General features: G+C 64.4%; 13 protein-coding genes. 6 read left to right on the top strand and 7 right to left on the bottom strand.

All coding sequences use genetic code 11. The annotated features are described in order from the left end of the window. Positions 1–687: 687 nt before the first annotated feature. Together ACP7EY_RS08395 and ACP7EY_RS08390 are read left to right on the top strand one after the other, a co-directional pair. A complete protein-coding gene (locus ACP7EY_RS08395; protein WP_426192364.1) occupies positions 688–3258 on the top strand; it encodes a M4 family metallopeptidase in 2571 nt (856 codons plus the stop codon). A 124-nt stretch (positions 3259–3382) separates the two neighbouring features. After that, positions 3383–4462 (top strand): alpha/beta fold hydrolase, encoded by a 1080-nt coding sequence (locus ACP7EY_RS08390; RefSeq protein ID WP_426192362.1) that lies wholly within the window; start codon positions 3383–3385, stop codon positions 4460–4462. A 17-nt stretch (positions 4463–4479) separates the two neighbouring features. Here ACP7EY_RS08390 and ACP7EY_RS08385 read toward each other — a convergent pair whose 3' ends face one another. After that, on the bottom strand, positions 4480–5211 hold the full coding sequence (locus ACP7EY_RS08385) for a helix-turn-helix domain-containing protein (RefSeq protein ID WP_426192360.1): 732 nt from the start codon (positions 5209–5211) through the stop codon (positions 4480–4482). A 121-nt stretch (positions 5212–5332) separates the two neighbouring features. On the opposite strand from ACP7EY_RS08385, the gene ACP7EY_RS08380 reads away from it, so the two are divergent. Beyond that, a complete protein-coding gene (locus tag ACP7EY_RS08380) occupies positions 5333–6058 on the top strand; it encodes a sterol desaturase family protein (RefSeq protein ID WP_426192358.1) in 726 nt (241 codons plus the stop codon). A 14-nt stretch (positions 6059–6072) separates the two neighbouring features. Here ACP7EY_RS08380 and ACP7EY_RS08375 read toward each other — a convergent pair whose 3' ends face one another. From ACP7EY_RS08375 to ACP7EY_RS08350, 6 genes are all read right to left on the bottom strand, one after another. Further along, positions 6073–7200, bottom strand: coding sequence for an acyl-CoA dehydrogenase family protein (locus ACP7EY_RS08375; protein WP_426192356.1), 1128 nt, complete (start codon positions 7198–7200; stop codon positions 6073–6075). A 13-nt stretch (positions 7201–7213) separates the two neighbouring features. Continuing rightward, positions 7214–7882 (bottom strand): SDR family oxidoreductase, encoded by a 669-nt coding sequence (locus tag ACP7EY_RS08370; RefSeq protein ID WP_426192354.1) that lies wholly within the window; start codon positions 7880–7882, stop codon positions 7214–7216. A gap of 3 nt (positions 7883–7885) precedes the next feature. Continuing rightward, the gene (locus ACP7EY_RS08365) at positions 7886–9085 is read right to left on the bottom strand and encodes an acetyl-CoA C-acyltransferase (protein ID WP_426192352.1); all 1200 of its coding nucleotides are present in this window, start codon (positions 9083–9085) and stop codon (positions 7886–7888) included. After that, positions 9078–10937 carry a bifunctional isocitrate dehydrogenase kinase/phosphatase gene (gene aceK, locus ACP7EY_RS08360; RefSeq protein WP_426192350.1) on the bottom strand — a complete coding sequence of 620 codons (1860 nt, stop codon included), beginning with the start codon at positions 10935–10937 and terminating at the stop codon, positions 9078–9080. Before aceK ends, ACP7EY_RS08365 begins: the two co-directional genes overlap by 8 nt. Before the next feature lie 35 nt (positions 10938–10972). Further along, positions 10973–12157, bottom strand: coding sequence for an isovaleryl-CoA dehydrogenase (locus ACP7EY_RS08355; RefSeq protein ID WP_426192348.1), 1185 nt, complete (start codon positions 12155–12157; stop codon positions 10973–10975). A gap of 75 nt (positions 12158–12232) precedes the next feature. Next, positions 12233–12643, bottom strand: a complete 411-nt coding sequence (locus ACP7EY_RS08350; protein WP_426192346.1) for a MerR family transcriptional regulator — start codon at positions 12641–12643, stop codon at positions 12233–12235. Positions 12644–12763: 120 nt separating this feature from the next. Here ACP7EY_RS08350 and ACP7EY_RS08345 point away from each other — a divergent pair, with 120 nt between their 5' ends. From ACP7EY_RS08345 to ACP7EY_RS08335, 3 genes are all read left to right on the top strand, one after another. Then, complete coding sequence (locus tag ACP7EY_RS08345) at positions 12764–13813, top strand: MBL fold metallo-hydrolase (RefSeq protein ID WP_426192344.1); 1050 nt, start codon at positions 12764–12766, stop codon at positions 13811–13813. A gap of 190 nt (positions 13814–14003) precedes the next feature. After that, positions 14004–14411 (top strand): hypothetical protein, encoded by a 408-nt coding sequence (locus tag ACP7EY_RS08340; RefSeq protein WP_426192342.1) that lies wholly within the window; start codon positions 14004–14006, stop codon positions 14409–14411. A gap of 348 nt (positions 14412–14759) precedes the next feature. Continuing rightward, a complete protein-coding gene (locus tag ACP7EY_RS08335; protein WP_426192340.1) occupies positions 14760–14930 on the top strand; it encodes a hypothetical protein in 171 nt (56 codons plus the stop codon). Positions 14931–14933 lie beyond the last annotated feature (3 nt).

The raw sequence follows: 14933 nt of genomic DNA, 5'->3' as shown, positions 1-14933 counted from the left end.
CAAGTCCCCGCATGGCACCGCCGCAGCCGACGATGCGGCAGGGGCGCCAGCGTGCGGCGCTCAGGTGATCAAGGGGGCGCCATCGACGGTGGGCAAACAGAATGGACAGGACATGATTTTTTCCCGGTATGTGCGCTGTGGCTAAGCGGACTGCGCGCGCTTGATATCGATGTTTCCTGGCACTTCTGCCGGAAACTTTTACTGAGTGTAGACCGCGCCCGCGCAAAAATGCAATCGAATCGGGGCACCGCTATGTGTGAAAACGATTGCGCAATTTGTAAATTTCCTGCGCGGTCGGATGTGGCATGCATATAGTTCGATCGAGAAACTATTTCTCTGGGGATGGCAAAACAATATTCTGAGAAATACGGCTTTTACTGGTTTTTTGATCGGTATCAAGCCAAAATCTTGATTAAACAATTGTAATGAACGACCTATTCATTCTGACAAGTCGTCGCAGTTTGACCACAGTCGAGCACGTCCACGGTGTGCGCGACCGCAGGGCCTTGTCCTTGCTTCAACAACGACGGTGCGGCATGTCCAGAACTGAACATTTAGCGGCAAGGCGTCCAAATTGACGAGATTTTTGACTTGGACTTTTTTCGCGCCTATGGTCACATTCCTCGACGCGACCGCGCTTGCGGCGCGTCGCCACGGTCCATGCCACCTCACCCCGATGGAGACGCAATGAAACGACGCACAACCCTGTTGGCCACCGCCCTGGCCTGCCTGCCGATGCTGGTGGGCGCTCCTGTTTTTGCCGGTCCGCAATTAATGGGCGGTCCCGTCGCCGCCGCGCGCGGCGCCGAGTCGGGCGATCCGGCCGCTGCCGATCCGCTGGCGGCCGCCCGCGCCGGCGCCCGCGCCGACGTCGCTGCCAGGCTGAGCGCCGCGCACGCCAAGCGGGGCCTCGACAGCGATCACGGTTACGCCCTGGAAGCCTTCCATCCCGGTGTGCGGGGCTCGAGCGTGAGCCGGCTGGCCCATACCTACAAGGGCGTGCGGGTGTTTCAGTCGGAATCGGTGGTGGTCACCAACGACGCCGGCAAGATCGTCAGCGAATCGGTGTCCGAGCGCCGCGCCGGCCTGGGCTACGGCGCCGCCGCCGCCAGGACGGGTGGGCGCTTCTCCAGTTTCAGTACCCGTGCCGCCCTGTCGGCGGCCGACGCCGTCACCCGCGTCACCAGCGCCATCGGTCCCTACAGCGGCGAAGCGGCCAAGACCCACGCCGAACTGATCGTCTATCCCGTCGTCACGCAGGTGCGCGTGGCCGCTGCCGCCAACAAGCCCGAAGCGCAGCTCAATGCGCTCGACCTGGTCGATGAAGTGACGGGCTACGAACTGGCCTACCTGGTCAAGACGCGCCTGATCGCGGCCAACCACCGCCCCGTCTTCCACGACACCATCATCAGCGCCAACGACGGCCGCGTGCTCAAGCAATGGTCGGCCCTGCATACGGTGGTGGGCACCGGCTATAGCCAGTACAACGGCACCGTGCCGATCAGCACGACCCTGTCGGGCAGCAGCTACATCATGAAAGACACCACCCGCGGCACCGGCGGCACCTACGGCGGCATGGCCATCACCAACGCCAACCATGGCATCACCGCCGGCGCCATCTACACCAACAGCAGCAACACCTGGGGCGACGGCCAGCAGTACATCGCCGGCGGTTCCACCACCAACGCCAACGGCCAGACCGCCGCCGTCAACGCCCTGTGGGGCTTGATGAACACCTATGACATGATGAAGAACACGCTGGGCTGGCAGTCGCTCGACGGCAACAACACGGCCACCTACATCGCCGCCCACGTCAACACCGCCTACGACAACGCCTATTACGACGACACCTGCCGCTGCATGTACGTGGGCGACGGCGCCTCGTTCAACAGCCTGGGCGCGATCGACGTCATCGGCCATGAAATGGGCCACGGCGTCACCGCCGCCACCTCCAATCTGACCTACTCGGGCGAGTCGGGCGGCCTGAACGAATCGAGCTCCGACATCAACGGCGAGATGGTGGAAGCCTACGCCCGCAACGGCGGCACGGGTACCGTGGTCCCGGCCGGCAACGACTGGATGATGGGCAAGGAAATTTCCAAGACGGCCACGCCGTTGCGCTGGATGTACAAGCCCAGCAAGGATGGCTCGAGCCCGAACGCCTGGAGCAGCACCGTCAAGAACCTGGACGTGCATTACTCGTCCGGTCCGAACAACCGCATGTTTTATTTTCTGTCGCAAGGGTCCAGCGCCACCACCAGCAGCGATTACTACAGCGCTTACCTGAACAAGGCGCCGCTGGCGATGACGGGGATCGGCAACGACAAGGCGTACCGGATCTGGTTCAAGGCGGCCACCACCAAGTTCACCGCCTCGACCAACTACGCCGACGCGCGCAGCAAGGTGCTGGCGGCGGCGCAGGAACTGTATGGGGTGGGCTCGAAAGAAGCCATTGCCGTGCAGCGCGCCTACGCGGCGATCAACGTCGGCACCGACGTCGCCGAAAGCGGCGGCACCGGCGTGTCGATCAGCACGAACCCGGCCAGCGTGACGGTGGCCGCGGGCGCCACCGCCAGTTTCGCCGTCACCGCCAGCGGTGGCACGGCGCCCTACAAATACCAGTGGCTGCGCAACGGCGCCACCATCAGCGGCGCCACCGCCGCCACCTACAGCCTGACGGCGCAGACGGCCGATAACGGCGCCGCCTTCAGCGTCAAGGTCACCGACTCGGCCGCCACGCCCACCACCGCCACCAGCGCGGCGGCGACCTTGACGGTGGCTGCCAGCGGCGGCAGTGTCGAGCGCGTCACCAACGGCAGCTTCGAGTCCGGCACCACGGGCTGGGCCGGCACCACGGCGGCAATCGGCGCCTTCAGCGGCCAGAGCGCCTACGATGGCAGCCGTTTCGCCTGGCTGGGCGGCAACGGCGTGACGTCGACGGAAACCCTGACCCAGGCGGTGGCGATTCCATCGACGGCGACCAGCGCCACCCTGTCATTCGCGCTGCATATCGATACGGCCGAAACGGGGAGCACCGTGTATGACAGGCTCGTCGTCACCGTAAAGAACAGCAGCGGCACGGTGCTGGGCACGCTGGCCACCTACAGCAACGTCAACAAGGCGACCGGCTACCAGCTGCGCACGTTCAGCCTGCTGCCGTACAAGGGCCAGAGCGTCACCGTGTCGTTTGCCATGACCGAGGACGCCTCCTTGCAAACCTCGTTCGTGCTCGACAAGGTCAGCGTCGTCACGCAATAAGCGCAGCGGGCGGCCGCCGCGCCGCTCTTGCCCAGCATGCAGGCCGGCGTCCGCGCCGGCCTTTTTATTGCTTGATCAAAAAACAGCATTTCACTATGATCCAGCCTTACCGACGGGAGATCCCTTGTTCAACTTGCCTGCTGGCGCGCTTGCGCTGTTGCTCACTTCGATGGCGTCCGCCTGCCTTGCCGCCCCGGCCGGGCCCGGACCTGCGCCGGCTGCCGGCTTTGGCTGCGCCACCCCCCACCAGCGGCTCGACCAGCACGGTTTCGTGCCGATTGGCGGCATCGAACAATGGGTCACCGTCAAAGGGGACGATTGCGCCAACCCCATCATCCTGTTCGTCCACGGCGGTCCCGGCAATCCCCTGAGCCCGTATTCGGATGCGCTGTACGGCGCCTGGAGCAAGCAATTTACCCTGGTCCACTGGGACCAGCGGGGCGCCGGCATGACCTATGGCCGCAACAAGCCGTCTGAAGCGACGCCCTTGAGCATCGCGCAATTGCGCGACGACGGCCTCGAGGTGGCGGCCTGGCTGGGCCAGCGTTACGGCCAGCGCAAGGTGATTTTATGGGGCAGTTCCTGGGGCTCGATCCTGGCCGTCCACATGGCCCTGCAGCGCCCGGCGCTGTTTTACGCCTACCTTGGCACGGCGCAGGTGGTGGGCTACCGGGCCAACCAGGCGGTCAGCTATCCGAAGCTGCGCCAGCTGGTGCATGAGGCGGGCGACGTCCCCGCGCTGGCCATCCTCGACGGCGTCGGCGCGCCGCCCTGGACCGACCCGCGCAGCTTTGGCAAGGTCCGCAAAATCATCCGCCGCTACGAAGCGAAGGTCACCACCGCGGCGCCGGCCGCCTGGTGGACGCCGGCGCCCCTGTACGCCACCGCGCAGGCCCAGGCCGATTACGAGGGGGGCGAAGACTACGCCTTTCTCCAGTTTGTCGGCCTGCGCGGCGACGGCATGTTTTCCACGGTGGATTTGCCCAGCCTGGGCACGCAGTTCGCCATCCCCGTGTTCTTCGTCGAAGGCGCGCAAGACCTGCTGGCCACGCCCGATGTCGCCCAGCGCTACTTCGACAGCATCGAGGCGCCCGCCAAGGCCATCGTGGTGCTGCCGCGGGCGGGGCACGATCCGAATCAGGATGTGATTGATGCGCAGTACAAGATGTTGGCGGAGAAGATATTGCCCTTGATCGAGCGCTAGCGTTTACGGTGGCCCCGTCAGCGCCGCAATGCCGTAAACCGCGCCGGTTCCCATTCGCGCAAGGCCAGCAGCAGGGCGCTGCCGCGGCGTTTCGGCAGGGGCGAGGCCAGGCTCGCTTCGTGCAGCTCGGCGAAGACGGCGCGCAGTTTGCGCAATTCGCCGTGCAGCTTGTCGAGCGCGGCGTCGGTGAGCATGGCGTGCGAGAACGCCAGCGTGTCGCCGCTGGCGGCGAAGCGGCTGTCGAGGAAATCGGCCATGCCCTCGGTGTCGAAAAAATGCCGGATCGGGCCGTCCGGCAGCCAGTCGAAATCGCGCGCCACTGTCAGGCGAATGCGGTTGCCGGGCAGCAGGGTGATGACGCCCAGGCGGTCCAGCCGCAACAGGCCTTGCAGGCACTGCGCTTCGCTCATGCGGTAGGTCGCCAGCATGTCGGCCATGCTCCAGTGATTGAGCGCGCACACCGCCACCAGCAACAGGCGCGTGTCCGATACCAGTTCCTTCTCCTGCACGGCGCTGAGGGTGCGCAGGCGCGCGCCACCGGCTTCGGCCGCCTGCGCCAGCTCGGCCAGGGTCAGGCCCAGCAGATTGCACAGGATGACGATGCGCTCGATGGTGAACTGACCACCGCTGAACAGGCGCTTGACGCTGGCCTCGGACAAGCCCAGCGCGACGGCCACCTGGGCGTAGGTCTTGCCCTGCAATTTGAGCTGGCGCTTGAGGGTCGCCACCAGTTGGGTAATTTCAGTCATGGCCTGGAGTATCGGAAAGCGCTACGAAGTTGTGAATCGCGTAAGACGATTTCGCCAATGGTAGCATTGATATAACTTCTCGACCAAGCTGGCGGCTCCATCCATTGAAAAGGAGAATGTCATGCTTGTCACCATACTGTGCATCTTTGCCGCCTGCTTCCTGCTCGAACGCGCCGTGCCCGGCTGGCCCTTGCCGGCGGTGCGCTCGTGGCCGCTGCGGGTGCTGGCGATCAATGCCGTTCAACTGGGCGTGGTGCTGCTTGCGGGGATCAGCTGGGAGCGCTGGCTGGCGCCGTATTCGCTGCTGCACCTTGGCACGCGATGGTCGCCCTGGGCCTGCGGCGCGCTCGCGTATTTTATCGCCACGTTCGTGTTTTACTGGTGGCACCGGCTGCGCCACGAAAATGCGTTTCTGTGGCGGGGGTTTCACCAGATCCACCATAGCCCGCGACGGCTCGAAGTGATCACCTCGTTCTATAAACATCCGGTGGAAATGATCGTCAATTCTGTCATCGGCAGCGCGCTGGTGTTCAGCATTCTCGGCCTGTCGCTCGAGGGGGCGGCAATCTATACGTTCTTTACGGCCATCGGCGAGTTTTTTTATCACACCAACGTCAAGACGCCCCGCTGGGTGGGGCTGGTGTTCCAGCGCCCGGAAATGCACCGCATTCACCACCGGCACGGCCACCACAAGAATAACTATGGCGATATCGTCTGGTGGGACATGCTGTTTGGCACCTACGACAATCCCCGTGACTGGGAACACCAGTGCGGCTTCGACGCGGACAAAGAGGAGGCCTTGCTGGCGATGCTGGCGTTCGAGGATGTCCACGCCAGCAAGCGCTGAGAGCGCAAAGTGGCCTAGAGAGCCCGCGCAATCAGGATTTTCTGGATGTCGCTGGTGCCCTCGTAAATCTGGCAGACCCGCACATCGCGGTAAATCCGCTCAATGGGAAAATCGCTGACGTAGCCATAGCCGCCGAAAATCTGCATCGCCTCCGACACCACCCGCTCGGCCATTTCCGAGGCGAACAGCTTGGCCATCGCCGCTTCCTTCAGACAGGGCAGGCCGGCGTCTTTCATGCTGGCCGCATGCCAGATCAGCTGGCGCGCCGCTTCGATGCGGGTGGCCATGTCGGCCAGCCGGAATTGCACGGCCTGGTGCTCATAAATGGGCTTGCCGAAGCTCTCCCGTTCGCGGGCATAGGCCAGTGCCGCCTCGAAGGCCGCGCGCGCCATGCCGACCGCCTGCGAGGCGATGCCGATGCGGCCCCCCTCCAGGCCCGACAGGGCGATCTTGTAGCCCTGTCCCTCCTGGCCAATCAGGTTTTCAAGGGGGACGCGGCAGTTCTCCAGCAGGATCTGCGCCGTGTCCGACGAGTGCTGCCCCATCTTGTGTTCGAGGCCGGCGACGATGTAGCCGGGCGTATTGGTGGGCACCCAGAAGGCGCTGATGCCCCGCTTGCCAGCTGCCTTGTCGGTGACGGCCATGACGATGGCGACGTCGCCGTGCTTGCCGCTGGTGATGAATTGCTTCGTGCCGTTGAGCACATAGGCGTCGCCGTCGCGGGTGGCGGTGGTGCGCAGGGCCGCCGCGTCGCTGCCCGTGTGCGGCTCCGTCAGGGCGAACGCGCCCAGCATGGTCCCCTGCGCCAGCGGGCGCAGCCATTGTTCTTTCTGGGCATCGTTGGCGTACATCATGGCGATGCTGCAAACGGGGCAGTTGTTGACGGAAATGATGGTCGAGGTGCCGCCGTCGCCGGCGGCGATTTCTTCCAGCACCAGCGCCAGCGCGAGATAATCGAGGCCGGCCCCGCCCAGCGCTTCCGGCACCGCCACGCCAAAGGCGCCCAGCGCGGCCAGTTCGGCCAGTTCTTCCTTGGGAAAATGCGCTTCCCGGTCCCAGCGCGCCGCTTGCGGGGCCAGGCGCTCCTGCGCAAAACTGCGCAGGGCGTCGCGGATCATCAAATGTTCTTCGTTGAGGTTCATTGCTTCCTTGAGGTCACCAGGCGATGGGGCTGCCGTCGTGATTGAAAAATCCGCCATTGTCGGCCGCGCGCAGGCGGGCCAGGGTGCGGCGCAGGTCGGCCACGCTGTCGGCGACGGCCAGGGCGGCGCCGTCGCCGCCCATGTCGGTCTGCACCCAGCCCGGATGAAAGGCGGCGCAGGTGACGCCCTGCGCGCCGTAGACGAGGCTGATGTCCTTGAGGACCGAGTTCAGGGCCGCCTTGCTGGCGCGGTACAGGCTGCCATTGGCGGCGCTGCGTTCCCCGATCGATCCCATGCGCGAGGACAGCACCGCCAGCTTGCCGCCGGCCGGCGCCAGCCGCGGCGCCACCAGCGGCAGCACGCGCAGCGCCGCCAGCACGTTGGTGTGCATCACCGCGTCGAACTCGGCCTCGGTGGGCGCGCCGTCGTGGCGCGGGCCGTACAGGCCCGCCACCAGCCAGGCGGCGTCGAGCCGCTCACCGTCGAGCTGCCAGCCCAGGCCGGCAAGCGACTCGGCGCTGGTGACGTCGACCAGCAAGCCGACCGCGCCCATCGCCGCCAGCGCCGCGCGCTGCGCTTCGGCGCGGGCGGTGGCGATGACGCGCCAGCCGTCGGCCAGGTACTGGCGCGCCAGTTCGCGGCCGATGCCGCGCGAGGCACCGAGGATGAGGACGGTGGGCATGGCTTACACCATCTCGAACGCCATCGCCGTCGCTTCGCCGCCACCGATGCACAGCGAGGCCACGCCACGCTTGCCGCCGGTTTTCTTGAGGGCGCCCAGCAGGGTGACGATGATGCGCGCGCCCGAAGCGCCGATCGGGTGGCCCAGCGCGCAGGCGCCGCCGTGGATGTTGACCTTGCTGTGGGGGATGTCGAGGTCGTGCATGGCGGCCATCGGCACGGCGGCGAACGCTTCGTTGATTTCAAACAGGTCCACGCTCTGCGCGCTCCAGCCGGTTTTCTTGAGCAGCTTTTGCAGGGCGCCGATGGGGGCCGTGGTAAACAGGTTCGGCTCCTGCGCGTGCGAGGACTGGGCGACGATGCGGGCGATCGGCGTCAGTCCCAGCCGGGTGGCGGTCGATTCGCGCATCAGCACCAGGGCGGCGGCGCCGTCGTTGATCGACGACGACGAGGCGGCAGTGATGGTGCCGTCTTTCTTGAAGGCCGCGCGCAAGGTGGGGATCTTGTCGAGGCGGGCCTTGGCCGGTCCCTCGTCCTTGTCGATGACGGTGTCGCCGCCGCGACCGCTGACGGTGACGGCGGCGATTTCCCACGCAAAACTGCCGTCGGCGCTGGCGGCCTGGGCGCGCTTGACCGATTCGATGGCGAACGCATCCTGCGCTTCGCGGGTGAACGCGTATTGCATGGCGCACTCTTCGGCGAAGGTGCCCATCGAGCGGCCGCCGCCGGTTTTTTCATCCTTGCTGTAGGCGTCTTCCAGGCCGTCGAGCATCATGTGGTCGTACATCATGCCGTGGCCGATGCGGTAGCCGCCGCGCGCCTTGGGGATCAGGTAGGGCGCATTGGTCATCGATTCCATGCCGCCCGTGACGATGACCTCGGCGCTGCCGGCGAGCAGCGAGTCGACCGCCATCATGGTCGTCTGCATGGCCGAGCCGCACATTTTCGACAAGGTCAGGGCGCCCGTCGACAGCGGCAAGCCCGCCTTGATCGCCGCCTGGCGCGCCGGCGCCTGGCCCTGGCCTGCCATCAGGCAATTGCCGAAATAAACGTGCTCGATCAGCGCCTTGTCGACGCCGCTGCGTTCGACGGCGGCGGCAATGGCCACGGCGCCCAGTTCATTGGCGCTCTTGGAAGAAAAATCGCCCTGGAAGGCGCCCATCGGGGTGCGCGCTGCGCCGACGATAACGACTGGATCATTCATGGTGGTTCTCCAAATAGGTGGTTAAGACAGCGGGGACTTCAAAAGCGGGGTGATCGGTTGCGGGGCCGGCCCGGACCCGGGCGCGGCGCTCCTGGCTGAAGCGAATCGACTGCGGATACGGATAGACATCGTCGACATGGCCATCGAGGATGCGTTGCTTGCGTGACTGCCAAAATGCGCTGGTGAGCAAATCGGCATGGTGGGCCAGAAAATGGCGGCGAATGCTGGCGTTGCCCAGCAAAAAAGTGCCGAACTGTTCGGGAAAAACGTCGTGCTTGCCCACCGCGTACCAGGGTTCGGCGGCCATCTCGTCTTCCTCGTTGCGGGCCGGCGGGATGTCGCGGAAATGGCAATCGGTGATCGCTTCGATTTCATCGTAATCGTAAAACACCACGCGGTTCTGGCGCGTCACGCCGAAATTTTTGTACAACATATCGCCTGGAAAAATATTCGCCGCCACCAATTCTTTGATGGCATTGCCGTATTCGCGCACCGCGTGCTCGATGCGCGCCTCGTCGCCCGCCTTTTCTGCGCTTGCCAGCACCATATTGAGGGGCACCATCCGTCTTTCAATGTACAAGTGGCGCAGCACGATCTGGCTGCCGTCGATTTCCACCTGGGACGGGGCATGCTGGCGCAGTTCGGCCAGCAGCGCCTCGGAAAAGCGGGCCAGCGGAAAGGCCACGTTGGAATACTCGAGCGTGTCGGCCATGCGCCCCACGCGGTCGTGGTGCTTGACGAGCAAATATTTTTCCTGGATCTGCGCCCGCGTGGTCTCCTTCGGCGGTGGATAGACATCCTTGATGACCTTGAACACGTAGGGAAACGAGGGCAGGGCGAACACCAGCATGACCAGGCCGCGGATGCCGGGGGCGATCTCGAAGCAGTCCGCCGTGTGTTTCAAGTGTTGCAGAAAATCGCGGTAAAACAGGGTCTTGCCCTGTTTTTGCAGGCCGAGGATGGTGTAGAGCTCGCTGCGGGGCTTGCGCGGCATCAGGCTGCGCAAGAACTGCACGTAGGCCGACGGCACTTCCATGTCAACCATGAAATAGGCGCGCGTAAACGAAAACAGCAGATTGATGTGTTCCGCGTCGACCAGCACGGTGTCGATGGTCAGCTTGCCGTGGCCGTCGTGCAGGATCGGCAGCACGAAGGGGAATTCGCGGTGGCCGTTGATGGCCTTGCCCACGACGTAGGCGCCCTTGTTGCGGTAAAACAGGTTCGACAGCACCTGGAACTGGTGGTTCGGCTCCGGCGGCCCGGCCGCGAACAGCAGCGCCAGGCGCTGCTCGACGAGGGCGATGTCGCCGTCGAGGTCGGCAAACTCGCCCGCCAGCTGGAAATTGGTCACGATGCGCCGCAAGGTGGCCGTCAAGCCGTCCTGGTGCGGGTAATACACGCGGAAGGTGGGCAGCAGCTCGTCCGTGTCGATGTACTCGGTCGACACCACGGGGCGCACGAAAATGAAATCGTTGTGAAAATAGGTGCGGTGCAAGATCTTGCAGCAGACGGAATTGAAGAACGTTTCTGCCAGCTCCGGCTGCTTGTGGCCGGACAGCATGCCGATGTAGTGCAGCTTGGTTTCGCGCCAGACGGCGTCGCTCAGTTCCTCGCCCAGGTACTCGTCTTCCAGCGCCTGCACGCATTCGCGCACGCGGCGGTCATAGAAATCGATGCGGGCGCGCGCCGTCTGCTGCTGCGCCTGCCAGGCAGCCGTTTCAAAATGCCGCTTGGCGCTCTGGCTGCTCTGGCGGAACAGGCGGTAATGCTTGTCGAAGCCGTCCAGGATCGCGCGCGCGATATCGAACGCGATCTGGGACGACAGCAACTTCGGAAACGCAGCGGGGTGCATGGCGCCGTCGATGGTAGCGCGAATGGCAGGGGCCGTTAGCAGGTTTCGCCAAACAGCTCGCGGCCGATCAGCATGCGGCGAATTTCGCTGGTGCCGGCGCCGATTTCGTAGAGCTTGGCGTCGCGCCACAGGCGGCCCACCGGGTACTCGTTGATATAGCCGTTGCCGCCCAGGGTCTGGATCGCTTCGCCCGCCATCCAGGTGGCTTTTTCGGCGCTGTACAAGATGGCGCCGGCGGCGTCCTTGCGCAGGGCGCGCACCTGTTCGGGCGCGCTGGCGCGGTCGCAGGCCTGGCCCACCGCGTACACATAGGCCTTGCACGCCATCATGGTCGAGTACATATCGGCCAGCTTGCCCTGCATGAGCTGAAATTCGCCGATGGCCTGGCCGAACTGCTTGCGCTCGTGCACGTAGGGCACCACCGCGTCCATGCAGGCGGCCATGATGCCCAGCGGACCGCCCGAGAGCACGGTGCGTTCAAAATCGAGGCCCGACATGAGCACGTTGACGCCCTTGCCCAGGCCGCCCAGCACGTTTTCAAGCGGCACTTCGCAATCGCGGAACACCAGTTCGCCCGTGTGCGAACCGCGCATGCCCAGCTTGTCGAGTTTTTGCGCGACCGAAAAGCCGGGATAGCCCTTTTCGACGATGAATGCGGTCATGCCGCGGGAGCCCGCAGCCAGGTCGTTCTTGGCGTACACCACCAGCACGTCGGCGTCGGGGCCGTTGGTGATCCACATCTTGGTGCCGTTGAGCACCCAGCGGTCGCCCTTCAGTTCCGCCGTTAATTTCATGCTGACGACGTCGGAGCCGGCGTTCGGCTCGGACATGGCGAGCGCGCCGACGTGCTCGCCCGAGATCAGCTTGGGCAGGTAGCGGCGTTTTTGTTCTTCGCTGCCGTTGCGGTTGATCTGGTTGACGCACAGGTTCGAGTGGGCGCCGTAGGACAGGCCGACGGAGGCGGAGGCGCGCGAGATTTCTTCCATGGCGACGATGTGGGCCAGGTAGCCCATGCCGGCGCCGCCGTATTGCTCGTCGACGGTGATACCGAGCACGCCCAGCTCGCCCATTTTTTTCCACAGGTCCATGGGGAACTGGTCGCTGCGGTCGATCTCGGCCGCGCGCGGGGCGATTTCGGCGGCGGCGAACTGTTGCACCGCTTCGCGCAAGGCGGCGATGTCTTCGCCGTGATCAAAGGTCAAGCCTGGCAAATGCAACATATCGTCCTCACGCAATGCAATTAAAAGAGAAAGCCATCATACGCGGATGTGACGTTAACGTAAACGTAAAGCCCCTCAGGGCGCCGCCCTGCCGTCCGCCGGCGTGGTGGCCTCGGCCAGCATGCGGCGGCACTGTTCCTCGTGGGCGGCCACTTCGGCCAGCGCCATGTCGATGTCGTCGCGCTGCTGCTCGAGCGTTTCGCGCTGGTGCGCCAGCACGCCCAGGAAACGGTGCATCTGGGCCACGGTGTCCTTGGGCGACTCGTACATGTCGACGATGCTCTTGATTTCAGACAGGGTCAAGCCCAGCCGCTTGCCGCGCAGGGTCAGTTTGAGCCGGGTGCGGTCACGCGCCGTGTAGACACGGCTGCGCCCGCCGGCGCCTTCGCGGCTGGGCGCGAGCAGGCCGTGGTCTTCGTAGAACCGGATGGCGCGGGCGGTGATGTCGAATTCGCGCGCCAGTTCGGCGATGGAGTAGGTGGGCATGGGTGGCGGAGTTCTGTGAAAAGCGCAATGGCTTAGAATGGGGCGCCTGCGCGCACCTTCCGTTAACGTCAACGTGGGGACCATTGTAGCGCGCCGCGCCCCTCTTTTCGAAAGAACCGCATGAACCCACTCGAAGCGCAGCTCAGTTATCCGTTTGGCGAGCGCCTGCCCGCGGCCGGCACGGCCGAGCCCATCGTGGCCGGCCTGTCGTGGCTGCGCATGCCGCTGCCGTTCGCCCTCGACCACATCAATCTGTGGCTGCTGGCCGACCAGGACGGCTACGCCGCCGTCGACTGTGGCGTCGCCACCGACGCCACCCGCGCCGCCTGGGAGCAGGTGTTCGCCGGCGCCATGGCGGGGCGGCCCCTGCGGCGGGTGCTGGCCACCCACTGCCATCCCGACCACATCGGCCTGTCCGACTGGCTGTGCCGGCGTTTCGACGCGCCGTTCTGGATCACCACGGGCGAATACGGCTTTGGCCGCATGATGGCGGCCGGCCTGCCCGGGGTCGACGGCACCGCGGCGCTGCCCCATTTCCAGCGCCACGGCCTGGTCGACCCGGCCCTGCTGGCGCAGATGGCCAGCCGCAAGCATTACTATCCGTCGCTGGTGCCGGCGGTGCCGCTGGCCTATACCCGCCTGCAGCACGACCAGCAGCTCACCATCGGCGCCCACGAATGGCGGGTCATTGGCGGTGCCGGTCACTCGCCCGAGCACGCCAGCCTGTATTGCGCGGCCCTGAAGGTCTTGATTTCGGGCGACATGGTGCTGCCGCGCATTTCCACCAATGTGTCCGTGTTTGCCGTCGAGCCCGAAGGCAATCCCCTGCAGCTGTACCTCGATGCGCTGGGGAACTTTGCCGACTTGCCCGACGACACCCTGGTGCTGCCCTCGCACGGGCGGCCGTTTCGGGGCTTGCACACCCGCATCGCCCAACTGCGCGCGCACCACGCCGCCCGCCTCGATGAGGTGGTGGCCGCCTGTGCCACGCCGCACTCGGCGATGGACATCGTGCCGCTGATGTTCCACCGCCCGCTCGACGCCCACCAGCTCAGCTTTGCCCTCGGTGAAGCGCTCGCCCACCTGCACAAATTATGGGCGCAGGGTATCGTGCTGCGCCAGCGGGGGGACGATGGCATCATCCGATTTGTGGTGGCGGCCCAGGGATAGGCCGGTCGTGCCCGTCTGATGCATAAGCAATAAGACAGCAGAAGTCATAATATGTATGACATTCCTCGTAGCCGGGGCGCGCCAGGGTATATACTCACATAATTGTTACATCGGAAGAAAACGATTGTCACGATCGGTCTCAGCAGTCAAGAGACTGACTTTCATCCATTAGCATGAAATAGTGTCAACCATGAATTCATCAAACGAACGGGAAAGTTTCAGTGTGCGGCTGCAACAAGCACTGAAAAACGCCCATTACTCGCCAGACAGCCCGACCCGCCTGGCCCGCGAATTTAACATTCGCTTCGACGGCAGGCCCATTACGGTCCACGCGGCACGCAAGTGGCTCGTGGGCGAAGCCATTCCCACACAGGAAAAGCTGCGCATGATCGCCCAGTGGCTCGGCGTGCCCGCAGAGTGGCTGCGCTTTGGCGGCACCGAGGGCGTCTCGCCGAACGGCGAATCGACCAATGGCGCGTCGCGCTTCGAGTCGGCCGACGTCAAGTTAATTGCCGATTTGCAACGCCTAGACGAACATCATCGCCAAATTGCCCGAGAATTTATTCGCATGCTCGTGCGAATAAACTACCAAAAGTAATAAAAAATACTGTTTACAACATCATTTCCGGCGCCCCGTTCACATTTGAACGCGCGGCGAGCGGGGCCGCTTGCATGGCGTTGTAACGCTCTTCCACCACGTCCGTCGCGTGCGGCATGCCGCCGCCGATGCGATTTCGTTGTTAAAATACCACGACTCGTCGACCGTCCCGCTTTTGACTCTGCGTCATTGGAGGCAGGAGGCAACGCCTCTTGCGCCGGGCATGTCAAAAATTCTATATGGCAATTTATGAAAAGCGCGGCACAAAGCGCGCAATCGGGCCATAATCAGCTGAACGCTGTTTCAGCCTCATCCTGTTCGCCACGTCGCCGAGGACCCATCCGCCCTATGAAAAGCAACTACAGCAACACCGCGCAGCTCAAAGATCTGATGACCGTGCCGCCCATGACGGCCGCCCAGCACGCCGAAGTGATGCGCAAGCGCATCCAGCACCGCCGGATGGTGGAAGAAGCCAAAGAGTTGAAACAGGCCGACAGCTGGCACGCCGAGAAGCGCTGAGCC

This window comes from Massilia sp. DWR3-1-1, from assembly GCF_049898325.1.
Classification (GTDB): domain Bacteria; phylum Pseudomonadota; class Gammaproteobacteria; order Burkholderiales; family Burkholderiaceae_D; genus JAFCUW01.
This window is presented reverse-complemented; position numbering and strand designations above follow the sequence as displayed.

What these genes read in the sequence shown, in the direction of transcription:
- ACP7EY_RS08335 (WP_426192340.1), top strand. Translation starts at nt 14,760, where the DNA reads ATGAAAAGCAACTACAGCAACACCGCGCAGCTCAAAGATCTGATGACC.
- ACP7EY_RS08380 (WP_426192358.1), top strand. Translation starts at nt 5,333, where the DNA reads ATGCTTGTCACCATACTGTGCATCTTTGCCGCCTGCTTCCTGCTCGAA.
- ACP7EY_RS08365 (WP_426192352.1), bottom strand. Translation starts at nt 9,085, where the DNA reads ATGAATGATCCAGTCGTTATCGTCGGCGCAGCGCGCACCCCGATGGGC.
- ACP7EY_RS08340 (WP_426192342.1), top strand. Translation starts at nt 14,004, where the DNA reads ATGAATTCATCAAACGAACGGGAAAGTTTCAGTGTGCGGCTGCAACAA.
- ACP7EY_RS08385 (WP_426192360.1), bottom strand. Translation starts at nt 5,211, where the DNA reads ATGACTGAAATTACCCAACTGGTGGCGACCCTCAAGCGCCAGCTCAAA.
- ACP7EY_RS08345 (WP_426192344.1), top strand. Translation starts at nt 12,764, where the DNA reads ATGAACCCACTCGAAGCGCAGCTCAGTTATCCGTTTGGCGAGCGCCTG.
- ACP7EY_RS08350 (WP_426192346.1), bottom strand. Translation starts at nt 12,643, where the DNA reads ATGCCCACCTACTCCATCGCCGAACTGGCGCGCGAATTCGACATCACC.
- ACP7EY_RS08395 (WP_426192364.1), top strand. Translation starts at nt 688, where the DNA reads ATGAAACGACGCACAACCCTGTTGGCCACCGCCCTGGCCTGCCTGCCG.
- ACP7EY_RS08375 (WP_426192356.1), bottom strand. Translation starts at nt 7,200, where the DNA reads ATGAACCTCAACGAAGAACATTTGATGATCCGCGACGCCCTGCGCAGT.
- ACP7EY_RS08355 (WP_426192348.1), bottom strand. Translation starts at nt 12,157, where the DNA reads ATGTTGCATTTGCCAGGCTTGACCTTTGATCACGGCGAAGACATCGCC.
- aceK (WP_426192350.1), bottom strand. Translation starts at nt 10,937, where the DNA reads ATGCACCCCGCTGCGTTTCCGAAGTTGCTGTCGTCCCAGATCGCGTTC.
- ACP7EY_RS08370 (WP_426192354.1), bottom strand. Translation starts at nt 7,882, where the DNA reads ATGCCCACCGTCCTCATCCTCGGTGCCTCGCGCGGCATCGGCCGCGAA.